The organism is Reyranella sp., assembly GCF_052439685.1.
Taxonomy (GTDB): domain Bacteria; phylum Pseudomonadota; class Alphaproteobacteria; order Reyranellales; family Reyranellaceae; genus Reyranella.
On sequence record NZ_JBQVQG010000018.1, the window covers coordinates 25,975 to 48,383 of the forward strand.

The window sequence follows — 22,409 nt, forward strand, 5'->3', positions numbered from 1 at the left end:
TCGCCTTCGCCCGGGCGCTACACACCGCCGCCCGCCCCGCAGGAGAAATAAATGCGCCCATCAGGCCGCGCCCCCGACCAGCTTCGCCCGGTTTCCCTGGAACCCGGCTTTTCCCGTCACGCCGAGGGGTCGTGCCTGGTCAAGTTCGGCGACACGCACGTTCTCTGCACCGCCTCGGTCGACGAAAAGGTCCCGCCGTGGATGCGCAACAGCGGCAAGGGCTGGGTGACGGCCGAATACGGCATGCTGCCGCGTTCGACCCACACCCGCACGGACCGTGAGGCCGCGCGCGGCAAGCAGTCAGGCCGCACCCAGGAGATCCAGCGCCTGATCGGCCGCTCGCTGCGCGCCGTCGTGAACCTGCAGGCCATGGGCGAGCGTCAGATCAACATCGATTGCGATGTGCTGCAGGCCGACGGCGGCACGCGCACCGCCAGCATCACCGGTGCCTGGGTGGCCCTGCACTTCGCCTTCGAACGCCTGATCAAGGACGGCAAGCTGGTGGTCAGTCCGCTGACGGGTACCGTCGCCGCGGTCTCGTGCGGCCTGTGGGAGGGCGCCGCCGTGCTCGACCTCGACTACCCCGAGGATTCCAAGGCCGACGCCGACGCCAACTTCGTGCTGACCGGGGCCGGTGGCATCGTCGAGGTGCAGGGCACGGCCGAAAAGGACCCGTTCACCGAGGCGCAGTTCCTCGAACTGCTCGCGCTGGCCAAGAAGGGCATCGGCGAACTGGTGAGCCTGCAGAAGCTGGCCGTCGGGAAGAGCTGATGGCGCGGCGCTTCGCTCTGCCCAGGCTCGTTGTGGCGACCCACAATCGCGGCAAGGCGGGCGAGATCCGCACCATGCTGGCCCCATTCGGCGTCGAGATCGTTTCGGCCGCCGATCTCGGCCTGCCGGCGCCCGACGAGACGGGAACGACCTTCGAGGACAATGCCATGCTCAAGGCGCTGGCGGCGGTGCGGGGAAGCGGATTGCCGTCGCTCGCCGACGATTCCGGCCTCAGCGTGCACGCGCTCGATCACCAGCCCGGCGTCTACACCGCCGACTGGGAAGGGCCGACGCGCGATGCCATGGTCGGCATGCGTCGCATCCAGGACGAGCTCGCGGCGCGCAAGGTGCCGCAGACCGATGCGGCGCGCGTGGCGACCTTCCATTGCGTGCTGGCGCTGGCCTGGCCCGACGAGCATGTCGAGCTGTTCCACGGCACGCTCGACGGCGCCATCGTCTGGCCGCCGCGCGGGACGGGCGGGCATGGCTACGATCCGTGCTTCCAGCCCGTCGGGGAAACGCGCACGACGGCCGAGATGTCCGACGGCGAGAAGAACGCCATCAGCCATCGTGGCCGCGCCTTCCGGATGATGGTCGAGGCCTGCTTCGGATGAGCCCGGCGCCCCTGGGCGTCTATGTCCATTGGCCCTTCTGCAAGTCGAAGTGCCCCTACTGCGATTTCAACAGCCACGTCCGCGACGGCGTCGAACAGGCGCGCTGGCGGGCGGCGCTGTTGCGCGAGCTCGAACATGCCGCGCGCGAGGCACCAGGCCGGCGGGTCGAAACGATGTTCTTCGGCGGCGGCACACCCTCGCTGATGGAGCCCGAGACCGTCGCGGCCCTGATCGCGCGCACACGCCAGCTCTGGGACAGCGCGCCCGAGATCGAGATCACCCTGGAAGCCAACCCGACCTCGGTCGAGGCCAGCCGCTTCGCCGCCCTGGCCGAGGCCGGCGTCAATCGCGTGTCGCTCGGCGTCCAGGCGCTCGATCCTCAGGCGCTGAAATTCCTCGGCCGCGAGCATTCGACGGACGAAGCGCTGGAAGCGCTCGCCACCGCGCGGCGTCATTTCGCGCGCCATTCCTTCGACCTGATCTACGCACGGCCCGGCCAGACGCCGGAGGCATGGGCCGAGGAGCTGGAGCGGGCGCTCGCGCTGGCCGGCGAGCACCTCTCGCTCTACCAGCTCACCATCGAGCGCGGGACACGCTTCTTCACCGACCATGCCCGCGGCAATTTCGTGCTGCCGGACGAGGAGACGTCCGCCGCCCTGTTCGAGCACACACAGGCGCGGCTCACCCAGGCCGGCATGCCGGCCTACGAGATTTCGAACCATGCGCAGGCCGGTGCCGCCTGCCGCCATAATTTGATCTATTGGCGGTATCAGGATTACGTCGGGATCGGACCGGGGGCGCATGGCCGCTTCGCCGTCGGCAGCGCCAAGAGGGCGACCCGGCGGTCGAGCGGGCCTGAAGCCTGGCTGGAGTCCGTCGAGCGGACGGGCCACGGCACGGCGGAGACCTCGTCGGTCGAGGGGCAGGACATGGTGGAGGAGGCATTGATGATGGGACTGAGGCTGGCCGACGGCATCGACCGCGCCACCTTTGCGTCCGTCACGGGTGTCGATCCGGTTGAAACGATCGAGGCCGCGCGGCTCGAACCGCTGGTGCGCGCGGGTTTCCTCGAAATCGACCCCACCCATCTGCGCGCGACGTCCGAGGGCCGGCAGCGGCTCAACGCGCTTCTGGAGCGGCTGGTCGCATGAGGCTGCTGCTCAGTCTCCTGGCACTGGTCGCAATGACGGCCGTCGCGGCGGCGCAACAGCCGCAACCGCAGGCGCCGAAGCCGTCGGCGAAGCCTGCACCGGGCGCCAAACCCGCCGCGGCAGCCCCGGCCGCCAAGCCGGGACCGAAGTCGCCGTTCACGCCGCCCGCTTTCAAGATCACCATCGCCACCGAGGCGGCTTTCCCGCCCTTCAACTATCTCGACCGCAAGGGTATGCCGGCCGGCTTCGAGATGGAGCTGGCGCAGGAGGCCTGTCAGCGCATCAAGGCCGAGTGCGAGTTCATCGCGCTGAAATGGGACGAGCTGATCCCCGGCCTGCTGGAAAAGAAGTTCGACATCATCATGTCGTCGATGGAAGTGACGCGCGAGCGACGCCAGCGCATGGGCCTGTCGCGCCGCTACTACCTCTCGCCCGGGGCCTTCATCGCCCCCAAAGGCGCCCCCTATGACGGGCCGCCGTCGCTTCTGCGCAACAAGCGCATCGGCATCCAGAAGGATTCGACGCATGCCGACTGGGCCGACAAGAGTTTCCGCCGCTCCGCCCAGCTCAAGCGCTACGCGTCGGTGCAGGAAGCGCTGACCGCGCTGGCCAACGACGAGGTCGACGCGGTGTTCGGCGACAAGGCGCAGCTCTGGCTGTGGAGCCAGAAGCCCGAGGGCAAGTGCTGCGAGCTGGTCGGCCAGGACATCAAGGACACACAGACCCTGGGCGTCGGCGTCGCCGCGGGCCTGCGCAAGGAAGACGGCAAGCTGCGCGAAGCGCTGAACAAGGCTTTCGCCGAGATGATGGCCGACGGCACCTACAAGAAGCTCAACGAGAAGTACTTCCCGTTCGCGCTGAACTGAGGGGCGAGTTCCCATATGGCGCGCCGGCCCGTCGTCTACATTCTCGCCAGTCCGAACCATCGCGCTCTATGTCGGGATCACGACCGATATGGGCCGTCGGCTGGACGAACACCGACAAGGCCAGTCGGAGCACACGTCTCGCTACAACATCACCAAACTTATCTATCTCGAATCGCATGAGACTGCGCCACAAGCGATCGAGCGCGAGAAACAGATCAAGAAATGGCGGCGCGACAAGAAGATCGCGCTGATCGAAAGCGCCAACCCCGAATGGTTGGATCTGTCGAACGAGATACATTAGCTCACAACATCCGTCGTCTCGACCGGAGCACCGAAGGTGCGGAGTGGAGAGACCTTCGTTCAACCAAAAGCCGGCATATCGTGGAGAGAAGATCTCTCCGCTACGCCTCGCTGCGCGAGGCTCCGGTCGAGATGACGGTTCAATTTTTGTCCGCCGTCTCGACCGAAGCGCCGCAGGCGCGTATCGGAGAGACCTTGCCGAAACAAAAGGCCTTCGCAGAATAGACCCGCATGGCCCGCCAACCCGTCGTCTACATTCTCGCCAGCCCAAACCATCGCGCACTCTATGTCGGGATCACGACCGATATGGGTCGTCGGCTGGAAGAACACCGCCAGGGACAGTCGGAGCACACGTCTCGCTACAACATCACCAAACTCGTCTATCTCGAATCGCATGAGACAGCGCCTCAAGCGATCGAACGCGAGAAGCAGATCAAGAAGTGGCGCCGCGAAAAGAAAATCGCGCTGATCGAGAGCGCCAATCCCGAATGGTTGGATCTGTCGAACGAGATACATTAGCTCACAACATCCGTCGTCTCGACCGGAGCACCGAAGGTGCGGAGCGGAGAGACCTTCGTTCAACCAAAAGCCGGCAAATCGTAGAGACAAGATCTCTCCGCTACGCTTCGCACCGCGAGGCTCCGGTCGAGATGACGGTCCTACTTACTTTTATCCGTCGTCTCGACCGGAGCGCCGCAGGCGCGGAGCGGAGAGACCTTCGCTCGACCAAAAGCCGGCAAATCGTGGAGAAAGACCTTCCCGCTTCGCCTCGCTGCGCTCGGCTCCCGTCGAGATGAAGGACCTTTTTCGTAGTCGTCTCAGGCCGCGTTGATGGCGGCGAAGGCTTCGAAGGCGTCTTCGACCAGGCTGACGTGATGGATCATCGAGGCGTGGGCGCCGGTGGCGTCGCCGGAGACGATCGCGCGGACGACGGCGTCGTGTTCCTGGTTGGAGCGCAGCAGGCGGCCGTCCACGCGGAACTGGGCGCGGCGATAGGGAGCGACCCGGCGGCGCAGGTTCATTGCGTATTCGGCGAGCGGCGCATTGTGTGATCCCGCATAGATCGCCGAATGGAAGGCGACGTTGGCATCCGAATAAGCTTCGGTCTCGCCCGCCGACGCCAGCGCCATCATCGCCTCGTGCCGTGCCTGCAGCCGCCGCCGCTCGATCGGCGTCATGCTCATGGCCGCGAGCCGGGCACAGGTCGCTTCCATCTCGGCCATCGCCACGAACAGGCTTTCGATCTCCTCGGGCGTCGCCTTGGAAACGATGGCGCCCTTGCGCGGGCGCATGTCGATCAGGCCGCTCATCGCCAACTGGCGCAGCGCCTCGCGGACGGGGGTGCGGGATACGCCATGCTGCTCGGCGAGGCCCGCCTCATCGAGGCGTTCTCCGGGCGGCAACCTGCCGTTGAGGATGCCGTCGGCGATTGCCGCAGCGAGTTTGTCGGCCAGGGTCGGGTTGGTGTCGGTACGCATACCGAGTTGCATACAAGATGGATGCCAAAGCCGAAACTGTACTCAGTCATGCTCAAAAAGAATGCAATGATGTGAAATTGCATACAATTCAGGCGGGAAAACTGTCGGTTTCTCGCGGATTCGCCTGCTTTTAGGGCCTCCGAGGCGTGGCACACCGCTTGCTGTTTCCCTTTCGGGCCACGACGGCCGGACACGCGATCGAGGGGGACGTTCGATGATCGACAAGTTCAATATCGGCCGGCGGGCACTTCTGGGCAGCGCGGCGGGCGCGGCCGTTCTCGGTCTCGCGGGCGGCGCCCAGGCGCAGAAGCCGCTGGTGGTGGGCTTCATCTATGTCGGCCCGCGCGACGACTACGGCTACAACCAGGCCCATGCCGAGGGCGCGGCCGTCCTCAAGAAGATGGCCGGCGTGAAGGTCGTCGAGGAAGAGAAGGTGCCGGAGACGGTCGCCGTCGAGAAATCGATGGAGAGCATGATCAACATGGACGGCGCCACGCTGCTGTTCCCGACCTCGTTCGGCTACTTCGACCCGCACATGCTGCGCATGGCGGCCAAGTATCCGAAGATCCAGTTCCGCCACTGTGGCGGCCTGTGGACCGCGGGCAAGAACCCGACGAACACCGGCAGTTACTTCGGCTACATCGACGAGGCGCAGTATCTCAGCGGCATCGTCGCCGGGTCGACCACCAAGAGCGGCAAGATCGGCTTCGTGGCCGCCAAGCCGATCCCGCAAGTGCTGCGCAACATCAACGCCTTCACCCTGGGCGCGCGTTCGGTCAATCCCAAGGTCACCTGCCAGGTGATCTTCACCGGCGACTGGTCGCTGCCGGTCAAGGAAGCCGAGGCCACCAACTCGATGATCGCGCAGGGCGTCGATGTCGTGACCTGCCATGTCGACAGCCCGAAGGTCGTGATCGAGACCGCCGAGCGCGCCGGCATCTACACCTGCGGCTATCACACCAACCAGGCCAAGCTCGCGCCCAAGGGCTACCTCACCGGCGCCGAGTGGCAGTGGGAGAAGATCTACGTCGACTTCGTCGAGACGATGAAGAAGGGCGGCGTGCCGGGCAACTTCGTGCGCGGCGGCCTCAAGGCAGGCTACGTCAAGAATTCGCCGTTCGGCCCCGCGGTCTCCGACGCGGCAAAGGCCAAGGTCGAGGAGGCCCGCAAGGGCATCGTCGACGGCAGCTTCGCGATCTTCAAGGGGCCGCTGAAGGACAACAAGGGCAACACCGTCATCGCCGCCGGCACGACCTACACCCAGACGGAGCCGGTGCTCGAAGGCATGAACTATCTGGTCGAAGGCGTCCTGGGCGCGACGTCCTAAGCGCCGCGCACGCGTGAGGCGAGCAACTCTTCTCCTCCCCCGTCTGACATAGGGCTATCGCATGTCGCCCGTTAACCCGTCGTCTCGACCGAAGCCGAGCGTAGCGAGGCGGAGTGGAGAGACCTTCTCTCCCCGATCAGCCAGTTTTTGGTGGAGCGAGGGTCTCTCCACTCCGCGCTGCGCGCTCCGGTCGAGACGACGGAGAGCAAAGGCATGAACACGGCCCTCGAACGCATCGCCGTCTCGGCGCTGGCCCTGCTGGCGTCGGCGGTGATCTTCGGCCTGCTGCTCGTCTTCTATGCCGGCGTCGATCCGTTCGAGGCCTATGCACTCATGTATCAGGGCGCGTTCGGCAGCTGGTTCTCCTTCCAGAACACGCTCACGCGCGCGGCGCCGCTGATCCTGACGGCGCTGTGCACGGCGCTGCCGGCGCGCCTCGGGCTGATCATCATCGGCAACGAAGGCGCGCTCGTCCTGGGCGGCGTCGCCGCCGCGGCGGCCGGCGTTGCGGTATCGAACTCGGGGCCGCTGATCGTGCAACTCACCATGGCGGCGGCAGCGATGATCGTTGGCGGCGCCTGGATCGCTCTGGCGGGCGGCCTGCGCCAGTATCGCGGCGTCAACGAGACGATCTCCAGCCTGCTGCTGACCTACATCGCCATCGCCCTGATGAATCATTTCGTCGAGGGCCCGCTGCGCGACCCGTCGAGCTTGAACAAGCCATCGACGCATCCGATCGGCGACGCCAACATGCTGGGCACGATCGGCGGCAGCGACGTCCATTGGGGTCTCGCCTTCGGGATCGTGGCCTGCCTGCTCTGCTACGGCGTGCAGCGCTTCACGACCTTCGGCTTCGCCATGCAGGTGATCGGCGGCAACCCCAAGACCGCGCGCATGATGGGCCTCAATGTCGGGCGCTACGTGCTGGTCGCCTGCGCCGCCGGTGGCGCGGCGGCGGGCCTCGCCGGCATGGTCGAGGTCGCGGCGGTGCACGGCAAGGCCAATGCCTCGCTGGCCGTCGGCTACGGCTTCACCGGCATCCTCGTCTCCTTCCTGGCGCGCCATCATCCGCTGGCGATCATTCCGGTCGCCATCCTGCTGGGCGGCATCGGCGCCAGCGGCGGTTTGCTGCAGCGCCGGCTCGACCTGCCGGATGCGGCGGTGGTCGTCCTGCAGGGCATCATCTTCGTGTGCATCCTGGCCAGCGAAACGCTGTACGGCCGCTCGTGGACCTGGCTGTGGCGCTTCAGAGCGGTGGAGGGACGCTGAGCATGGACGGCAGCGACATCGGTCTGTGGGGCGTGCCTCTCGCCATGCTGGCGGGCGCCATCCGCGTCAGCACGCCGTTCATCTTCGTCAGCCTCGGCGAGTGCCTGACCGAGCGCAGCGGCCGCATCAACCTCGGCCTCGAAGGCACGCTGATGATGGGCGCGATGAGCGCCTACGGCACGGCACTGCTGAGTGGCTCGCCGTGGCTCGGCGTGCTGGTGGCGGCGTTCGTCGGCCTGCTGCTGGGCGCGCTGCATGCGGGGCTCTGCCAGTTGCCCAAGGTCAACGACATCGCCACCGGCATCGGCCTGATGCTGTTCGGCACCGGCCTCGCCTTCTTCCTGGGCAAGCCCTACATCCAGCCCAAGGCGCCCAATCTCGGCGCGCTCGACCTCGGCGGCTGGAGCAGCCTCCCGCAGGTGCAGCAGGCGCTGCAGGTCAATCCGCTGTTCCTCATCGGCATCGCGCTCGCCTTCTCGCTGGCCTGGGCGCTGAAGAACACGCGCTGGGGCCTGATCGTCCGCCTGGCCGGCGAGAGCGTCGATGCGGCGCTGGCGATCGGCGCTTCGGTCGGTCGGGTGCGCCTGCTGGCGACGGCGGTCGGCGGTGCCTTCGCGGGCATCGGCGGCGCCTTCCTGTCGCTCTATTATCCCGGAAGCTGGAACGAAGGCCTGTCGAGCGGCCAGGGCCTGATGGCCGTGGCGCTGGTGATCTTCGCACGCTGGGACCCGATCCGCTGCCTGTGGGCCTCGCTGCTGTTCGGCGCGGCCGGCGCGATCAGCCCGGCGCTTCAGTCGGTCGGCGTGACCCAGGGCTACTACCTGTTCAGCGCCGCGCCCTATGTCCTCACCCTCGCCCTGATGATCGCCACCTGCTCGCCCGCGCGCAGCCTGCGCGGCGCGCCGGCCGAGCTGGGCGCCGTCAAGTAGGAGCCGCCATGACCAAGACCCACATCGACTCGCGCCCCTATGCCTGGCCGTGGAACGGCGACCTGCGCGCCGACAACACCGCGCTGGTCATCATCGACATGCAGACGGATTTCTGCGGCGGCGGCGGCTATGTCGACAAGATGGGCTACGACCTGTCGCTGACGCGCGCGCCGATCGAGCCGATCAAGATGCTGCTCGCCGCCGCACGGAAAGCCGGCTGGACCGTGATCCATACCCGCGAGGGTCATCGGGCCGATCTCTCCGACCTGCCGGCCAACAAGCGCTGGCGCTCGCAGCAGATCGGCGCCGGCATCGGCGATCCCGGCCCCTGCGGCCGCATCCTGGTGCGCGGCGAGCCGGGTTGGGAGATCATCCCCGATCTCGCGCCGATCGCCGGCGAACCGATCGTCGACAAGCCGGGCAAGGGCTCGTTCTGCGCCACCGATCTCGAACTGATGCTGCGCACGCGCGGCATCGACAATCTGGTGCTGACCGGGATCACCACCGATGTCTGCGTCCACACGACGATGCGCGAAGCCAACGATCGCGGCTTCGAATGCCTGATCCTGGAGGATTGCACCGGCGCCACCGATCCCGGCAATCACGCCGCTGCCTTGAAGATGGTCGAGATGCAGGGCGGCGTGTTCGGCGCCGTCGCCAACTCGGCCGCGATCCTGAAGGCGCTGGCGTGACGACGGCGCCGTCCCTCGAGCTGATCGGTTTCACCAAGCGCTTCGGCGCGATGGCCGCGCTCGACGATGTGTCGGTGAAGATCGAGGCCGGCGCCTTTCATGCGCTGCTGGGCGAGAACGGTGCCGGCAAGAGCACCTTGGTGAAGTGCGCCATGGGCTATTACGCCGCCGATCAGGGCCAGATCCTGCTGAACGACCGCGAGGTCGAGATCGCCCATCCGCGCCAGGCGCACGAGCTGGGGCTCGGCATGGTCTACCAGCACTTCACGCTGGTGCCGAACATGACGGTGCTGGAAAACTTCGTGTTGTCGCGCGGCGACCTGCCGGCGGTGATCGACTGGGCGGCGGAGCGGCGGGCGCTCAAAGCCTTCTTCGAGACGACGCCGTTCACCGTTCCGGTGGACATGCCCGTCGCCGACTTGGCCGCCGGGCAGAAGCAGAAGGGCGAGATCCTTCGTCAGCTCTATCTCAAGCGCAACCTGCTGATCCTCGACGAGCCGACCTCGGTGCTGACGCCCGACGAGGCCGACGAGGTGCTGACGACGCTGAAGAAGCTGACGACGAACGGACAGATCACCATCGTCACCATCACGCACAAGTTCCGGGAAGTGAACACCTATTGCGACGCCGTCACCGTGCTGCGCCGTGGCCAGCTGATCGGCACCAGGCCGACGAGCGAACTCGACAACGACATGATGGCCGAGATGATGGTCGGCCGGCGCGAGACGCGCACCGTGGTGGAGCGCGAGAGCCGGGCGCCGGGCAAGGCGGTGCTGAAGCTCGAAGGCCTGAGCGTCGCCGACAATGTCGGCCAGCTTGCGGTCGAAGAGTTGGCACTCGACATCCGCGCCGGCGAGATCGTCGGTGTGGCCGGTGTGTCGGGCAACGGCCAGCGCGAACTGGTGGAAACGCTGGCCGGCCAGCGTGACGTCGCGGCCGGCCGGATGCTGGTGCACGGCGAGGTCTACAGCGCGACGCGGCCCGAGATGGTCCGTCACAAGATCGCCTGCCTGCCGGAAGAGCCGCTGCGCAACGCCTGCGTCGCCGATATGTCGGTGGCCGAGAACATCGCGCTGCGCTCCTTCGACCAGCCGCCCTCTTCGTCGAACGGCATCTGGCTCAAGCGGGGCCCGATGCGCGAGACGGCGCGAAAGCTCATCGAGGCCTACAAGGTGAAGACGCCGGGACCGGACGCCGCCATCCGCGGCCTGTCCGGCGGCAACGTTCAGCGCGCGGTCCTGGCGCGCGAGCTGTCGAGCGAAGGCGACCTGCTGATCGTGGCCAATCCCTGCTTCGGCCTCGACTTTGCCGCCGTCGCCGAGATCCGCGCCCGCATCGTCCAGGCCCGCAACCGCGGCGCCGCCGTGCTGCTGGTCAGCGAGGACCTCGACGAAATCCTTCAGCTCTCCGACCGCATCGTCGTCATGTTCGACGGCAAGCTGGCACTGCAGACCGATGCGGCCAGTGCCGACGTCGGCGCCATCGGCCGCGCCATGGCGGGTCACTGATGAAAACCATTGCCGCACAGCCGTTCGATTTCAGTTTCGATCCGGCGCATCTCGCGCTGATCGTGATCGACATGCAGCGCGACTTCATCGAGCCGGGCGGCTTCGGCGCCACGCTGGGCAACGATGTCAGTCTTCTGTCGGCGATCGTGCCGACGGTCGGACGGCTGATCGAGGCGTTCCGGAGCGCCGGGCTGCCGATCATCCATACCCGCGAATGCCACAGGCCCGATCTGTCGGACTGCCCGCCGGCCAAGCGCCTGCGCGGCAAGCCGTCGATGCGGATCGGCGATCCGGGCACGATGGGCCGCATCCTGATCGCCGGCGAGCCGGGTGCCGACATCGTGCCGGAGCTGGCGGCGAGGCCGGGCGAGATCGTCCTCGACAAGCCGGGGAAGGGAGCGTTCTACGCGACCCCGCTCGGCGACATATTGGCGGAGCGCGGGATCACGCATCTCGTATTCGCCGGCGTCACGACCGAGGTCTGCGTGCAGACGACCATGCGCGAGGCCAACGATCGCGGCTTCGAATGTCTGTTGGCCGAGGACGCGACCGAAAGCTATTTCCCGGAATTCAAGAAGGCCACGCTCGACATGATCCGCGCCCAGGGCGCGATCGTCGGCTGGACCGCCACCGTCGATCAGATCGCCGAGGCGCTTCGCTGACTAGTGCAGCGAGCGCTCGCGCGAGACGTAGTGGCCGCGCTTCATTTCCTTGAAGAACTGCGGCACCTGCGGATGCGAGACCGGTTTGCCGGTATCGTCGGCCAGCAGGTTCTGCTCCGACACGTAGGCCACGTAGGTGGTCTGCGCATTCTCGGCGAGCAGATGGTAGAAGGGCTGGTCGCGGCGCGGCCGCACCTCTTCGGGGATCGAGGACAGCCACTCCTCGGTGTTGGCGAACACCGGGTCGACGTCGAAGATCACGCCGCGAAAGGGGTAGATGCGGTGCTTCACCACCTGGCCGATGGCGAACTTGGCGCAACGCACGGGCGGCGCGGCCAGCGCTGGGGTAGAAGCCTGATTGATGGGTTCCATAGGCAAAGTATTGCTCCGAACGGGCCGGCAGGCAACGCAGTCGGGACGCCGGATTCGACCGCCGACTGCAAGAATACGCGAAAAACAGCCACCCGGATCGCCACGCAAGAATGCGGCCAGTTTCCGGGAGCCTCGCGCATCGGTTGACGGGATGCACCTGCCTGTGGACTCTGGCGCACTACTCGCTGGGAAGGGTTAATTGGTCGAAGGTCTGAAAGTCCGCTTCTGGGGCGTCCGGGGATCCATCTCGTGTCCCGGCGCCGAATATGTGCGCTATGGCGGCAATACGTCGTGCCTGGAAGTCACCGCCGGCGGTCGTCGCCTGATCTTCGACGCCGGCACGGGTATTCGCACGCTCGGCGTGGAACTGGCCCGCCATCCGCCCCTCGACATCGACATCTATTTCACCCACACCCATCTGGACCACATCTCGGGACTCACCTTCTTTGCGCCGTTGTTCGACCGGCGCAATTCGGTGCGGATGTGGGCCGGCCATCTCGAGGCGCCCTACACGCTGAAGAAGGTGGTCGGCCACCTGATGCAGGCGCCGCTCTATCCCGTGTCGCTCGACGTCTTCCAGGCCCGCGTCGAGTTCCGCGAGTTCAAGTCGGGCGAGAACCTGTCGTGCGGCACCGTCGCGGTGAGCACGATCCCCCTCAATCATCCCAACGGGGCCACGGGCTATCGCATCGACCATCTCGGCAAGTCGATCTGCTACATCACGGACACCGAACATCGCGACGGCGAACGCGACTCCACGATCGTCGACCTGTGCCGCGGCGCCGACGTGATGATCTACGATTCGAGCTACACTGACGAAGAATACGTCCGCTATCGCGGCTGGGGCCACTCGACCTGGCAGGAGGGTGTGCGCGTCGCCGATGCGGCGGGGGTCGGCACTCTGGCGATCTTCCATCACGATCCCGGCCACGACGACGCCTTCATGGACGGTATCGCCCGGGAGGCCGCGATCGCTCGCCCAGGCATTGCCGCGAGCGGGCTGCCGCGGGTCCTCGTCGCCCATGAAGGCCTGACGCTGACGCCGTGAAGAAATCGCGATGAGCGCCAAATCGAAGCTTCGCGGCCGCTGGCGGCGATTCGCCCTGGGACTGCCGACCGTGCTCGGCCTGAAGCCGCGCGGCTGGTTCATTCCGCACCGCTATGCGCCCTTGCTGCCGCCGCCGGGTGCGCAGCCGCCCTACCCCGCGATCGAGCGCCTGTTCGAGGAGCATGCCGACCAGTTCGCCGCCGTCCTCGACGCGGTCGACGCGCGGGCGGAGGCGCTCGAGAGCTGCAAGGCGATGTTCGAGCAATCGTGGTTTCCGTCGCTCGATGCCGCCGTGGCCTATGCCCTGGTCCGGGAGCGCAAGCCGCGTCGCATCATCGAAGTGGGCTCCGGCCATTCGACCCGGCTGCTGTCCAAAGCCCTGGGGGGCGTCGGCGAGATTCTGGCGATCGATCCGGCACCGCGCGCCGATATTGCCGACCTGCCGGGGGTCCGCGTGAAATCGTCGACCCTGCAGGCCGCCCCGGACACCGTCTTCGACGGGCTGGTGCAGGGCGACGTGCTGTTCATCGATTCCAGCCACATCCTGATGCCGGGCAGCGACGTCGACATCCTGCTGAACCGCGTCCTGCCGCGCCTGCCCGCCGGCGTGCTGGTGCACATCCACGACATCTTCCTGCCGTTCGACTATCCCTCGATCTGGGGCTGGCGCGCCTACAACGAGCAGCAGGGCGTGGTGCCGATGCTGACGAGCGGCGCTTTCAAGCCGCTCTTCTCCAGTGTGTGGGCGGAGCGTCGCATGAGCGACCGCCTCGCCGCCTCGGTGATCTCGCGCCTGCCGCGGCCGCCGGATGCGCTCCCCGCCAGCCTCTGGCTGGAAAAGCGCTGATGCTGCGCCGCCTGCGCCTCTGGTTGTTCGGCAGCGGCGATGCGGCCCAGCTCCCCGAGCGCGTGCGTGCGGCGATTGAACGCCAGCAGGAGCAGAGCGAGATCCTGATCGGCTGGGTCCAGCTCGTCATCGTCGTGCTGGTCGGCACGGTCTACGAAACCAGTTCCATGCCGGGCGGTGTGGTCCAGGAGGACTACTCCTTCGAATTCGAGGTGCTGGTCATCTACGGCGCCTTCTGTCTCCTGCGCCTGGCCTTGGCCTACGCGCGCCTCCTGCGGCCCTGGATGCTCTATCTGTCGGTGATTGCCGACATGCTCCTGCTGATGGGGCTGATCTACTCGTTCCATTACAAGTATGCCCAGCCGGCCGTCTTCTATCTGAAGGTGCCGACGCTCCTGTACGTGTTCCTCTTCATTGCGCTCCGCGCACTCCGCTTCGAAGCGCGCTTCGTGGTGTTCACCGGCCTGACCGCGATCGCCGGGTGGATCGGCCTCATCCTCTACGCCGTGGGTGGGCGCGGCGGACCGGCCAATCCGACCGACGACTTCGTCGAGTACATGACCTCGAACGCCCTGCTGGTGCATGCCGAGGTCGACAAGATCATCGCCATCCTGCTCACCACCCTGGTGCTGGCGCTCGCCATCTCGCGGGCCCGTCATCTGCTGGTGCAGGCGGTAAGCGAAAGCACCGCGGCCCAGGATCTGTCGCGGTTCTTCGATCCCGGAGTCGCGGCGCGCATCCGCGGCGCGGCGAGTTCGATCACGGCGGGTGAAGGCGAGCTGCGCGATGTCGCCATCCTCACGGTCGACCTGCGCGGATTTACGCGCCTGTCGATGGAGCTCCCGCCGGACGAGGTGATGAAGGTCCTGCAGGACTACCAGGGCCGCGTCTGCCCGCTGATCGCGGCGGCCGGCGGCAGCATCGACAAGTTCCTGGGCGACGGCATCCTGGCATCGTTCGGCGCCGTGTTGCCGTCTGCCACCGCCGCCGCGGACGCGCTGCGGGCGGCCGACGCCGTGATGGCCGCGGCCGCCGCGTGGCGCGAGGAGCGCCGAGCCGCCGGCCTGCCGCCGCTCGAGATCGGACTCGCGGTGGCGTCGGGGCGTGTCGTGTTCGGGGCCGTCGGCGACGGCGAGCGGCTCGAATTCACGGTCATCGGGGAAGCCGTCAACCTCGCCGCGAAGCTCGAGAAGCACAACAAGGAAGAGGGGACCCGCGCGCTCACGGACGGCGCAACCTTTGCACTCGCGGAGCGTCAGGGCTACCGGCCGTCCGCGGCGCATGAGCGACGTCCCAATCGCAAAGTTGGCGGGGTCACGGAATCTGTCGATATTGTGGTGCTGGCCGCCTGAGGCGCGGGGCTGATCGGGAAGCGCGGCGGGGAGGTCGCCTTGCCCTTTGCCCATTCGCAGCCTATGTAATTTGTGACAGTGGAGCGCCATCGTGGGTAACAACTACGACATCATCCTGATCGGGTTGGTCGCGGTCTTCTTGATCCTGCGACTGCGGTCCGTGCTCGGCAAACGCACGGGCAACGAACAGCCACCCGCCCGCGATCCGCTCACGCCGCCCGCGCCGCGTGCCGGCGACGCGTCGCAAGGCAACGACAATGTGGTTCCGCTGCCGACGGCGAATGCGCCAGCGCCGCGTCAATCGTCGGCCACGAGCGGGCCCGGCGGCATTCGCGCCACCGTGCTGCCGACGGCAACCGCCGGCGTTGCCGCCATTCGCGCCGCGGATCCGGCCTTCGAGCCGATCGGTTTCACCGGCGGTGCGCGCGCAGCCTTCACCGCCATCGTCGAGGCTTTCGCACGCGGCGACACCGCCACACTGAAGCCCCTGCTCGACAGCACCACCTACGCGAGCTTCGAAGGCGCCATCCGCGGTCGCATCGAGCGCAACGAGAAGGCCGAAACGACCCTGATCGGCTTCGAAGCCTCGGATATCGCCGGCGCGGAGATGCAGGGCCCGAATGCCGTCGTCACGGTGCGCTTCGTCAGCGAGCAGATCAACGTCGTGCGCAATGCCGACAGCCAGATCGTCGACGGCAATCCGAACGAAGTGCAGAAGGTCATCGACCTCTGGACGTTCCGTCGCGACACCACGTCGAGCGATCCCAACTGGCAGCTCGTGAAGACCGAGAGCGAAGGCTAGGGAGGCTTTTCCGGGAATGCGAAGGAGACTCCTTGCCGGTGTTGCGGCCTTGCTGGCTGCAGCCGGCCTTCTCTCCGCCTGTGCCGGAACCCCCGGCTCCCCGCCGCAGCAGCGGATTGCGATGGAGCCGACCTCCTACAACGAGATCGCCGGGTGGGCGCAGGACCGTCATGCCGAGGCGCTCGTCGCATTCCGCCGCTCCTGCCCGAAACTGACGGCTGGCCCCGACGTCCGGATCGCCACGGATGGCGGCGAAAAGACGATCACCCCGGCCGAATGGTCTCGCATCTGCGACGCAGCCGGCGCCGTAAAGGCAGGCGACGCGCGCGGATCACGGATGTTCTTCGAGGAGAATTTCCGGCCGTTGATCGTCAAGGCCCCCGGCAAGTTCACCGGTTATTTTGAGCCGGAACTGCGCGGCAGCAAGGTGCCTTCGCGGCTCTTCACCGTGCCGGTCTATCGCAAGCCGCCCGACCTGACGGACAAGCCTTACTACACGCGGGCGGAGATCGAGGCGGGGGCTCTGAAGGGCAAGGGTCTGGAGATCGCCTACGTCCAGGATCCGGTCGGCCTGTTCGAGGTCCAGGTCCAGGGCAGCGGTCGTATCCAGCTCGCCGAAGGCGGCACGATGACGCTCGGCTTCGACGGCTCCAACAATCGGCCCTATACGGCGATCGGCGCCGTATTGGTCGAGATGGGCGTGATGAAGAAGGAAGATGCGACCTGGCCGGCGATCCGTGACTGGTTGAAGCGCAATCCCCAGCAGGCGCGCGAGGTGATGCGCAAGAACGAGCGCTACATCTTCTTCCGGGATACCAGAACGTCCGCACCGATCGGTGCCGAGGGCGTTGCACTTACTGCCCAGCGCAGCATGGCGGTGGATCCCACGATCACGCCCTATGGCACGCCGGTGTGGATCGACACGCGCCGTCCCGTCTACCGCAAGGCGGGCGCGACGGAACCGTACCGCCGCCTGATGATCGCTCAGGACGCGGGCGCCGCCATCAAGGGGCCCGCCCGCGGCGACGTCTTCTACGGCGCCGGCGCGCAGGCTGCAGACTGGGCTGGCCGCATGAACAGCGACGGCCGCGCCATCATCCTGGTGCCAAACAAGAACTGAAGCCCGCCCGGTCTTGGCTCACGCCCGAGCGCCGGAACGCAACCAGATTTGACACGGAGCAGGCGGGACAAACCTGTCCCGGCATCTTGCATGCCAAATTGGCCGCTGCCATGGTCGGGGCGTGTCCAGCTCGCTCGCCATGCCCTCCTCCCGCCCGCGCCGCGTCGCGCTCTTCGTCACCTGCCTGGTCGACCTGTTCCGGCCGTCGGTTGGCTTCGCCGCGGTGAAGCTGCTCGAGGAGGCCGGTTGCACGGTGGAGGTGCCACCGCTCCAGACCTGCTGCGGACAGCCAGCCTACAATACCGGTGACCGGGCCACGACCCGCGCCATTGCCGCCCAGGTGATCGACGCCTTCGAAGGTTACGACGCGGTCGTGGCACCCTCCGGCTCCTGCGGCGGAATGCTGTCGCATCACTATCCCGGCCTGTTCGACGACGATCCGTCCATGAAGATCCGCGCGGAGAACCTGGCCGGCCGAAGCTACGAGCTGATCTCGTTTCTGGTGGATGTGCTTGGCGTCCGAAACGTGGCTGCGCGCTACGACGGGTCGGCGACCTATCATGATTCCTGCTCGGGTCTGCGCGAGCTCGGCGTGAAGGCTCAGCCGCGCAACCTGCTGGGATCGGTTAAGGGACTTGAGCTCCGGGAGATGAAGACCCCCGAGGTATGTTGCGGCTTCGGCGGCACGTTCTGCGTGAAGTATCCGGAGATTTCGAACGCCATGGTCGGCGAGAAGTCCGCCGACATCGCGGCCACCGGCGCCGACACATTGCTGGCCGGCGATCTCGGCTGCCTCATGAACATGGCCGGCAAGCTGCAGCGCGAGGGCAGCGCCGTGCGCGTGCGCCACGTGGCCGAAGTGCTGGCCGATATGGGCGACCTGCCGGCGATCGGCGAACCGGAGCGCGGCTGATGGAATCCACCGCCCATGCCTTCAAGGCGAATGTCGATCACGCGCTGGCCGACCCCAACCTGCAGGATTCGCTGGCCAAGCTGAAAGTCGGCTTCTCCGAGCGGCGACGCCAGGCGGCCGAACGGCTACCGGAATTCGAGGCGCTGCGTGATCGCGCGCGCGACATCAAGAACCACACGCTGGCCCATCTCGATTTCTACCTCGAAGAGTTCGAGCGCAAGGTGGTTGGTCTGGGCGGACACGTCCATTGGGCGCCCACCGCCGCCGACGCGCGGCGCATCATCGCCGAACTCTGCCAGAGCGTGAACGCCCGCACCGTCGCGAAGTCGAAGTCGATGGTGGCCGAGGAGATCGCCCTCAACGAGCATCTCGAGGCGCTGGGCATCGCGCCGATCGAGACCGATCTCGGCGAGTACATCATCCAGCTGCGCAACGAGCCGCCCAGCCACATCATCGCGCCGGCCGTCCATCTCACCAAGGACCAGGTCGCCGACACGTTCCTCGAACATCACGCCAAGCTGGGCTTCGACAAGCGCCTGACCGAGCGCAACGATCTCGTCGCGGAGGCACGCTACGTCCTGCGCCAGAAGTTCCTCGATGCCGATGTCGGGCTGACGGGCGCCAACTTCCTGGTGGCGGAGACCGGCTCGTCGATGCTGGTGACCAACGAAGGCAATGCCGATCTCTCGAACACGCTGCCCCGGATGCACATCGTGCTGGCGAGCATCGAGAAGGTGATCCCGACGCTCGAGGATGCGGCGGTGCTGTTGCGCGTCCTGGCGCGCTCGGCGACCGGTCAGGAATCGTCGGCCTATACGACGCTGAACACCGGACCGAAGAGGCCGGGCGATCTCGACGGGCCGGACCAGTATCACGTGGTGCTGCTCGACAACGGACGGTCGAGCGTGCTCGGCACGGAGATGCAGGACATTCTGCGCTGCATCCGCTGCGGTGCCTGCATGAACCATTGTCCGGTCTACGGCGCCGTGGGCGGCCATGCCTATGGCTGGGTCTATCCCGGTCCGATGGGCGCGGTGCTGACGCCGCAGCTCGTGGGCGTCGAGGAAGCGAGCAATCTCCCGAACGCGTCGACCTTCTGCGGCCGTTGCGAGAGCGTCTGTCCCGTCCGCATCCCGCTGCCCAAGCTGATGCGACACTGGCGCGAGCGCGAGTTCGAGAAGCATCTCACCCCGAAGGCGGTCCGGCAGGGTCTGGCAATGTGGAGCTTCGTCGCGCGCCGGCCCGCCCTCTATCGCCGGCTGACGGCGATCGCCAATCGCGCGCTGGCGCTGTTCGGTCGTGCGGACGGACGCTACGGCTCTCTGCCGCTGGCCTCCGGCTGGACCCGCTTCCGCGATTTCCCGGCGCCCCAAGCCGGCGGCACCTTCCACGCACGCTGGGCGAAGAGGAAGGCATGAGCAACGCCACGAACGACGCACGCGCCCAGATCCTGGGCGGCATCCGCCGGTCACTGCGGCGCGGCGAGCTCCCGGGCGAGGCCCGCAAGGTCGTCGAGACACGCTTGGCCGAACCGCCGCGCGGACCGTCGGTCGCGCGCGGACAGCTGCCTCAGGCCGAGAAGGTCGCCTTGTTCTGTCAGTGGGCCGAGACCCTCAACGCCACCGTGGCGAGGGTCGGACCTGCCGAAGTGCCGGGCGAAGTGAGCGCCTATCTTGCGCGCAACAACCTGCCCGCGACCGTCGCGATGGCACCCTCACCTCTTCTCGAAGGCTACGACTGGGCCAGCCAGAGAATGCTGGCAATCCGGCGGGGTCGAGGAGAGGGCAGCGACCAGGTCTCGGTGACCGGCGCCTTCGCCGGCATCGCCGAGACCGGCACCGTCGTGATGGCCTCCGGTCCGGATCATCCTGTGTCGCTCAACCTGCTGCCCGACACGCATGTCGTCGTGCTGCGCGAGTCGGACATCGTCGGTGGCTACGAGGATGTGTGGGTGCGGCTGCGGTCCCGTTACGGCAAGAACCTGATGCCGCGCACGGTCAACACCATCACAGGACCGTCGCGCACCGGCGACATCGAGCAGACGATCGAATTGGGCGCCCACGGGCCCCGGCGCATGCATATACTGGTCGTGCGCGACTGATGGCGGGCGGTGGCGCCACTCCTGGTGAGCCGCGCCCCGGTGAGCTACGCGTCGTCGGAACCAGCGTGACGCGCGAGGTGGAGCTCCTGTTCGACCGGGTGGCCCAGTCTGTCGGCAAACGTGCACCGCGTGTGCTGCAGGTCGGCGCGCGCACCCTGGTTTCCGACCGGAACGTGCGCAACTGGCGCAAGCTGATCCACACACGCTTCGGCACGAATGCCCGTTTCGTGGGGCTCGATCTCTTCGAAGGTGCCAACGTCGACTGCGTCGCCGACATCTGCAGCGATCCGCGGACGCTGAAGAGCAGGCTGGGCGACGAGCCGTTCGACCTCGTGATCTGCTGCCATGTGCTCGAGCATACCCGGCACCCGGCGCGAGCGGCGCGAAACGTCGAGCGTGCGCTGGGCCCGGGGGCGATCGCCTATGTGTCAGCAGCCTGGTCTCGTGCCTTCCAGGCCGCGCCGGACGATTATTGGCGTTTCTCGGCTCGGGGCCTGATGCTGCTGTTCGAAAGACTCGAGATCGTTTCGTCTTTCTACAGCGGCGGCGATGTCGGGCTGGATGTCGCCTATCGGATCGAACGTGAGGGCGGACCGGCCGTCGATCCCGGGGCGGGTGCCGTCGAACAGGGCCTGTTCCAACTCGTTCTGGATCACGAGGACAACCGCGCCGTGCTGGCACGCCAGGCGACCCAACGCCTGCCGGTCTCTCGTACCTATCTGCCCTGCCTGTCCGTCAACCTCGTGGGTCAGCGCCCCTCGACATAGAGCCGGCGACGAGACGCACAAAAGAAAAGAGCGGGCTTTCGCCCGCTCTTTCCAGTTCTTGGATCGTCCCGCGACTAGAAGCGCAGGTCCATACCCAGCAGCAGACCCCAGCTGTTGCCGGAGACGGCAGCAGACGGACCCGAAGCCGAGTACAGCAGACCACCGCCGGTGAGCTTCACGCCCGGCCCGAGCGCGTAGTTCACACCGAGCTCCCACTTGTTGACCGACTCCTGGCCGAACGAAAGGTTGGCGGGATTGCTTCCGTTGCCGAACGCGGTCGAGTTCACACCCGGAACGCCGGTGGCGGCCGGATTGGTGCAGGTAGCGCTGTTGACCGCGATCTGGTTGCAGCCGACCGAGCCGTTACCGTTGTTGTTGTACGAACCGGTCCAGCCGAACGACATCTGCCACGGGCCGGTCTCATACATCAGGCCAGCGGTGTAGAAGCGCGTGTCGTTGTTCTGACCCGTGTAGTAGTTCGAGCCGAGGCCCTGGTTGTCCCAGCCAAGTGCGCCACCGAGGGTGAAGCCCTTGAAGCCGACCTGAGCACCGACGACCCACTGCTTCCAGGCCGTCGCATTGGCACCGGTCGACAGGTTGGCGGCGCCAGCGAACGGCTGGTTGCCCGGGATGAAGCTGCCGTACAGGAACGCGCCGTACAGAGCGACCGTGACATCGCCGAACTTGTTCAGGTAGTTGGCGCCGACGTCGAACACGTCCTGATACGAGTAGTCGTTCGTCAGGCAGTTCGGCGAAGACGTGGCGTTGGTGTAGCCGCAGACACCGGTCGTGCCAGAACCCGGACCGACGCCGAGGCCGGAGCCAGCGCCGCCCTGCGGGTTCACGTTGACCTTCGGACGATAGCCGACGCCGATCTGCAGGCCCTGGAAGCGCGGGGTGAAGTAGTTGATGCCCTGCGCGTCCTGGAACTGACCAGCGTTCGTCGTCGTCGTGGCGTGGAACCACGCCTTGTTGTTGGCGATGACGCTCTGGTTGGCCCAGGCGAAGTTCGAGTTGTGCTGGACGGCGCCGAAGCCGATCAGGGCCGACGGCGTGCCGTAGTACATACGGTAGGTCGCGGGATCGCGCGCACCGAACTCGACGCGGCCCCAGTCGCCGAAGGCGAACAGGAAGGCTTCGTCGATCCAGGCCGCACCGGACGTCGAGGTGCTGCCCTGCGCCCAGCCTTCGAGCTCGACGTGCACGCCGACCGACGTGCCGTTGTCCAGCTTGGTCTGGCCGATGAAGTGGATTTCACCTTCCTGCTGGAAATTGAGACCCTTGTACTGCGCCCAGGTGCCGTTCGTGGCGTAGGTCGACTGGATGCCGCCCGCAATGGCGTAGAAGGTGTAATAACCGCCCACACCGAGCTTGATCGGATCGGCGGCCATGGCCGGGGCGGCCATCAACCCGCCGACGACCAAGGCGGTCGAGCCAAGTAGAAGCTTCTTCATCATTCTCCCTCTCTCATTGATCAGAGACTGGTACGTACCAAAAGGCCTGTCCGACCGGCGGGAACT

General features: G+C 66.7%; 24 protein-coding genes. 21 read left to right on the forward strand and 3 right to left on the reverse strand.

What is annotated here, in order from left to right:
- The first annotated feature begins 51 nt into the window (after positions 1-51).
- The 6 genes from rph (at position 52) to ACT6UX_RS20705 (ending at position 4,221) form a co-directional block, all read left to right on the forward strand.
- Positions 52-771 (forward strand): ribonuclease PH, encoded by a 720-nt coding sequence (rph, locus tag ACT6UX_RS20680; RefSeq protein WP_444777038.1) that lies wholly within the window; start codon positions 52-54, stop codon positions 769-771.
- Positions 771-1,385: an RdgB/HAM1 family non-canonical purine NTP pyrophosphatase gene (gene rdgB / locus ACT6UX_RS20685; protein WP_444777039.1), complete on the forward strand. Its 615-nt coding sequence runs from the start codon at positions 771-773 to the stop codon at positions 1,383-1,385. Before rph ends, rdgB begins: the two co-directional genes overlap by 1 nt.
- Positions 1,382-2,536 carry a radical SAM family heme chaperone HemW gene (hemW, locus tag ACT6UX_RS20690; RefSeq protein ID WP_444777040.1) on the forward strand — a complete coding sequence of 385 codons (1,155 nt, stop codon included), beginning with the start codon at positions 1,382-1,384 and terminating at the stop codon, positions 2,534-2,536. Before rdgB ends, hemW begins: the two co-directional genes overlap by 4 nt.
- Positions 2,533-3,402 (forward strand): transporter substrate-binding domain-containing protein, encoded by an 870-nt coding sequence (locus ACT6UX_RS20695; protein ID WP_444777041.1) that lies wholly within the window; start codon positions 2,533-2,535, stop codon positions 3,400-3,402. Before hemW ends, ACT6UX_RS20695 begins: the two co-directional genes overlap by 4 nt.
- Positions 3,403-3,490: 88 nt before the next feature.
- On the forward strand, positions 3,491-3,703 hold the full coding sequence (locus ACT6UX_RS20700) for a GIY-YIG nuclease family protein (protein WP_444777042.1): 213 nt from the start codon (positions 3,491-3,493) through the stop codon (positions 3,701-3,703).
- Between the two features lie 230 nt (positions 3,704-3,933).
- Entirely contained in the window at positions 3,934-4,221 is a 288-nt protein-coding gene (locus ACT6UX_RS20705; RefSeq protein ID WP_444777043.1) for a GIY-YIG nuclease family protein, read from the forward strand.
- A 299-nt stretch (positions 4,222-4,520) separates the two neighbouring features.
- On the opposite strand, the gene ACT6UX_RS20710 is transcribed toward ACT6UX_RS20705, so the two are convergent.
- Positions 4,521-5,180 (reverse strand): GntR family transcriptional regulator, encoded by a 660-nt coding sequence (locus ACT6UX_RS20710; RefSeq protein WP_444777044.1) that lies wholly within the window; start codon positions 5,178-5,180, stop codon positions 4,521-4,523.
- 214 nt (positions 5,181-5,394) lie between these two features.
- On the opposite strand from ACT6UX_RS20710, the gene ACT6UX_RS20715 reads away from it, so the two are divergent.
- The 6 genes from ACT6UX_RS20715 to ACT6UX_RS20740 all read left to right on the forward strand — a co-directional run bounded on the left by ACT6UX_RS20715 (position 5,395) and on the right by ACT6UX_RS20740 (position 11,567).
- Positions 5,395-6,507 (forward strand): BMP family ABC transporter substrate-binding protein, encoded by a 1,113-nt coding sequence (locus ACT6UX_RS20715; RefSeq protein ID WP_444777045.1) that lies wholly within the window; start codon positions 5,395-5,397, stop codon positions 6,505-6,507.
- Positions 6,508-6,720: 213 nt separating this feature from the next.
- The gene (locus ACT6UX_RS20720; protein ID WP_444777046.1) at positions 6,721-7,776 is read left to right on the forward strand and encodes an ABC transporter permease; all 1,056 of its coding nucleotides are present in this window, start codon (positions 6,721-6,723) and stop codon (positions 7,774-7,776) included.
- Positions 7,777-7,778: 2 nt separating this feature from the next.
- Positions 7,779-8,705 (forward strand): ABC transporter permease, encoded by a 927-nt coding sequence (locus ACT6UX_RS20725; protein ID WP_444777047.1) that lies wholly within the window; start codon positions 7,779-7,781, stop codon positions 8,703-8,705.
- An 8-nt stretch (positions 8,706-8,713) separates the two neighbouring features.
- Complete coding sequence (biuH, locus tag ACT6UX_RS20730) at positions 8,714-9,397, forward strand: biuret amidohydrolase (protein ID WP_444777048.1); 684 nt, start codon at positions 8,714-8,716, stop codon at positions 9,395-9,397.
- Positions 9,394-10,905, forward strand: a complete 1,512-nt coding sequence (locus ACT6UX_RS20735) for an ABC transporter ATP-binding protein (RefSeq protein WP_444777049.1) — start codon at positions 9,394-9,396, stop codon at positions 10,903-10,905. The genes biuH and ACT6UX_RS20735 overlap by 4 nt, the downstream gene beginning before the upstream one ends.
- A complete protein-coding gene (locus ACT6UX_RS20740; RefSeq protein ID WP_444777050.1) occupies positions 10,905-11,567 on the forward strand; it encodes a cysteine hydrolase family protein in 663 nt (220 codons plus the stop codon). The genes ACT6UX_RS20735 and ACT6UX_RS20740 overlap by 1 nt, the downstream gene beginning before the upstream one ends.
- Here ACT6UX_RS20740 and hspQ read toward each other — a convergent pair whose 3' ends face one another.
- Positions 11,568-11,939, reverse strand: coding sequence for a heat shock protein HspQ (gene hspQ, locus ACT6UX_RS20745; RefSeq protein WP_444777051.1), 372 nt, complete (start codon positions 11,937-11,939; stop codon positions 11,568-11,570).
- Between the two features lie 199 nt (positions 11,940-12,138).
- On the opposite strand from hspQ, the gene ACT6UX_RS20750 reads away from it, so the two are divergent.
- The 9 genes from ACT6UX_RS20750 (at position 12,139) to ACT6UX_RS20790 (ending at position 20,889) form a co-directional block, all read left to right on the forward strand.
- Positions 12,139-12,987: an MBL fold metallo-hydrolase gene (locus ACT6UX_RS20750; protein WP_444777052.1), complete on the forward strand. Its 849-nt coding sequence runs from the start codon at positions 12,139-12,141 to the stop codon at positions 12,985-12,987.
- Positions 12,988-12,997: 10 nt separating this feature from the next.
- Positions 12,998-13,834 (forward strand): class I SAM-dependent methyltransferase, encoded by an 837-nt coding sequence (locus tag ACT6UX_RS20755; RefSeq protein WP_444777053.1) that lies wholly within the window; start codon positions 12,998-13,000, stop codon positions 13,832-13,834.
- Complete coding sequence (locus tag ACT6UX_RS20760; RefSeq protein WP_444777054.1) at positions 13,834-15,186, forward strand: adenylate/guanylate cyclase domain-containing protein; 1,353 nt, start codon at positions 13,834-13,836, stop codon at positions 15,184-15,186. Before ACT6UX_RS20755 ends, ACT6UX_RS20760 begins: the two co-directional genes overlap by 1 nt.
- Positions 15,187-15,277: 91 nt before the next feature.
- On the forward strand, positions 15,278-15,988 hold the full coding sequence (locus ACT6UX_RS20765; RefSeq protein ID WP_444777055.1) for a Tim44/TimA family putative adaptor protein: 711 nt from the start codon (positions 15,278-15,280) through the stop codon (positions 15,986-15,988).
- Positions 15,989-16,004: 16 nt separating this feature from the next.
- On the forward strand, positions 16,005-17,108 hold the full coding sequence (gene mltA, locus ACT6UX_RS20770; protein WP_444777056.1) for a murein transglycosylase A: 1,104 nt from the start codon (positions 16,005-16,007) through the stop codon (positions 17,106-17,108).
- A 139-nt stretch (positions 17,109-17,247) separates the two neighbouring features.
- Positions 17,248-18,021 carry a (Fe-S)-binding protein gene (locus ACT6UX_RS20775; protein WP_444777118.1) on the forward strand — a complete coding sequence of 258 codons (774 nt, stop codon included), beginning with the start codon at positions 17,248-17,250 and terminating at the stop codon, positions 18,019-18,021.
- Positions 18,021-19,439: a LutB/LldF family L-lactate oxidation iron-sulfur protein gene (locus tag ACT6UX_RS20780; RefSeq protein WP_444777057.1), complete on the forward strand. Its 1,419-nt coding sequence runs from the start codon at positions 18,021-18,023 to the stop codon at positions 19,437-19,439. The genes ACT6UX_RS20775 and ACT6UX_RS20780 overlap by 1 nt, the downstream gene beginning before the upstream one ends.
- Positions 19,436-20,122 carry a LutC/YkgG family protein gene (locus ACT6UX_RS20785; protein ID WP_444777058.1) on the forward strand — a complete coding sequence of 229 codons (687 nt, stop codon included), beginning with the start codon at positions 19,436-19,438 and terminating at the stop codon, positions 20,120-20,122. Before ACT6UX_RS20780 ends, ACT6UX_RS20785 begins: the two co-directional genes overlap by 4 nt.
- Positions 20,123-20,187: 65 nt before the next feature.
- Entirely contained in the window at positions 20,188-20,889 is a 702-nt protein-coding gene (locus ACT6UX_RS20790; protein WP_444777059.1) for a class I SAM-dependent methyltransferase, read from the forward strand.
- A 74-nt stretch (positions 20,890-20,963) separates the two neighbouring features.
- On the opposite strand, the gene ACT6UX_RS20795 is transcribed toward ACT6UX_RS20790, so the two are convergent.
- A complete protein-coding gene (locus ACT6UX_RS20795; RefSeq protein WP_444777060.1) occupies positions 20,964-22,346 on the reverse strand; it encodes a porin in 1,383 nt (460 codons plus the stop codon).
- Positions 22,347-22,409: the final 63 nt, after the last annotated feature.

Coding starts and splice junctions, on each gene's coding strand:
- ACT6UX_RS20775 (WP_444777118.1), top strand. CDS start 17,248: ATGCCCTCCTCCCGCCCGCGCCGCGTCGCGCTCTTCGTCACCTGCCTG.
- ACT6UX_RS20720 (WP_444777046.1), top strand. CDS start 6,721: ATGAACACGGCCCTCGAACGCATCGCCGTCTCGGCGCTGGCCCTGCTG.
- rph (WP_444777038.1), top strand. CDS start 52: ATGCGCCCATCAGGCCGCGCCCCCGACCAGCTTCGCCCGGTTTCCCTG.
- hspQ (WP_444777051.1), bottom strand. CDS start 11,939: ATGGAACCCATCAATCAGGCTTCTACCCCAGCGCTGGCCGCGCCGCCC.
- ACT6UX_RS20710 (WP_444777044.1), bottom strand. CDS start 5,180: ATGCGTACCGACACCAACCCGACCCTGGCCGACAAACTCGCTGCGGCA.
- ACT6UX_RS20795 (WP_444777060.1), bottom strand. CDS start 22,346: ATGATGAAGAAGCTTCTACTTGGCTCGACCGCCTTGGTCGTCGGCGGG.
- ACT6UX_RS20715 (WP_444777045.1), top strand. CDS start 5,395: ATGATCGACAAGTTCAATATCGGCCGGCGGGCACTTCTGGGCAGCGCG.
- ACT6UX_RS20700 (WP_444777042.1), top strand. CDS start 3,491: ATGGGCCGTCGGCTGGACGAACACCGACAAGGCCAGTCGGAGCACACG.
- mltA (WP_444777056.1), top strand. CDS start 16,005: ATGCGAAGGAGACTCCTTGCCGGTGTTGCGGCCTTGCTGGCTGCAGCC.
- ACT6UX_RS20705 (WP_444777043.1), top strand. CDS start 3,934: ATGGCCCGCCAACCCGTCGTCTACATTCTCGCCAGCCCAAACCATCGC.
- ACT6UX_RS20695 (WP_444777041.1), top strand. CDS start 2,533: ATGAGGCTGCTGCTCAGTCTCCTGGCACTGGTCGCAATGACGGCCGTC.
- ACT6UX_RS20760 (WP_444777054.1), top strand. CDS start 13,834: ATGCTGCGCCGCCTGCGCCTCTGGTTGTTCGGCAGCGGCGATGCGGCC.
- ACT6UX_RS20755 (WP_444777053.1), top strand. CDS start 12,998: ATGAGCGCCAAATCGAAGCTTCGCGGCCGCTGGCGGCGATTCGCCCTG.
- biuH (WP_444777048.1), top strand. CDS start 8,714: ATGACCAAGACCCACATCGACTCGCGCCCCTATGCCTGGCCGTGGAAC.
- rdgB (WP_444777039.1), top strand. CDS start 771: ATGGCGCGGCGCTTCGCTCTGCCCAGGCTCGTTGTGGCGACCCACAAT.
- ACT6UX_RS20740 (WP_444777050.1), top strand. CDS start 10,905: ATGAAAACCATTGCCGCACAGCCGTTCGATTTCAGTTTCGATCCGGCG.
- ACT6UX_RS20785 (WP_444777058.1), top strand. CDS start 19,436: ATGAGCAACGCCACGAACGACGCACGCGCCCAGATCCTGGGCGGCATC.
- ACT6UX_RS20780 (WP_444777057.1), top strand. CDS start 18,021: ATGGAATCCACCGCCCATGCCTTCAAGGCGAATGTCGATCACGCGCTG.
- ACT6UX_RS20725 (WP_444777047.1), top strand. CDS start 7,779: ATGGACGGCAGCGACATCGGTCTGTGGGGCGTGCCTCTCGCCATGCTG.
- hemW (WP_444777040.1), top strand. CDS start 1,382: ATGAGCCCGGCGCCCCTGGGCGTCTATGTCCATTGGCCCTTCTGCAAG.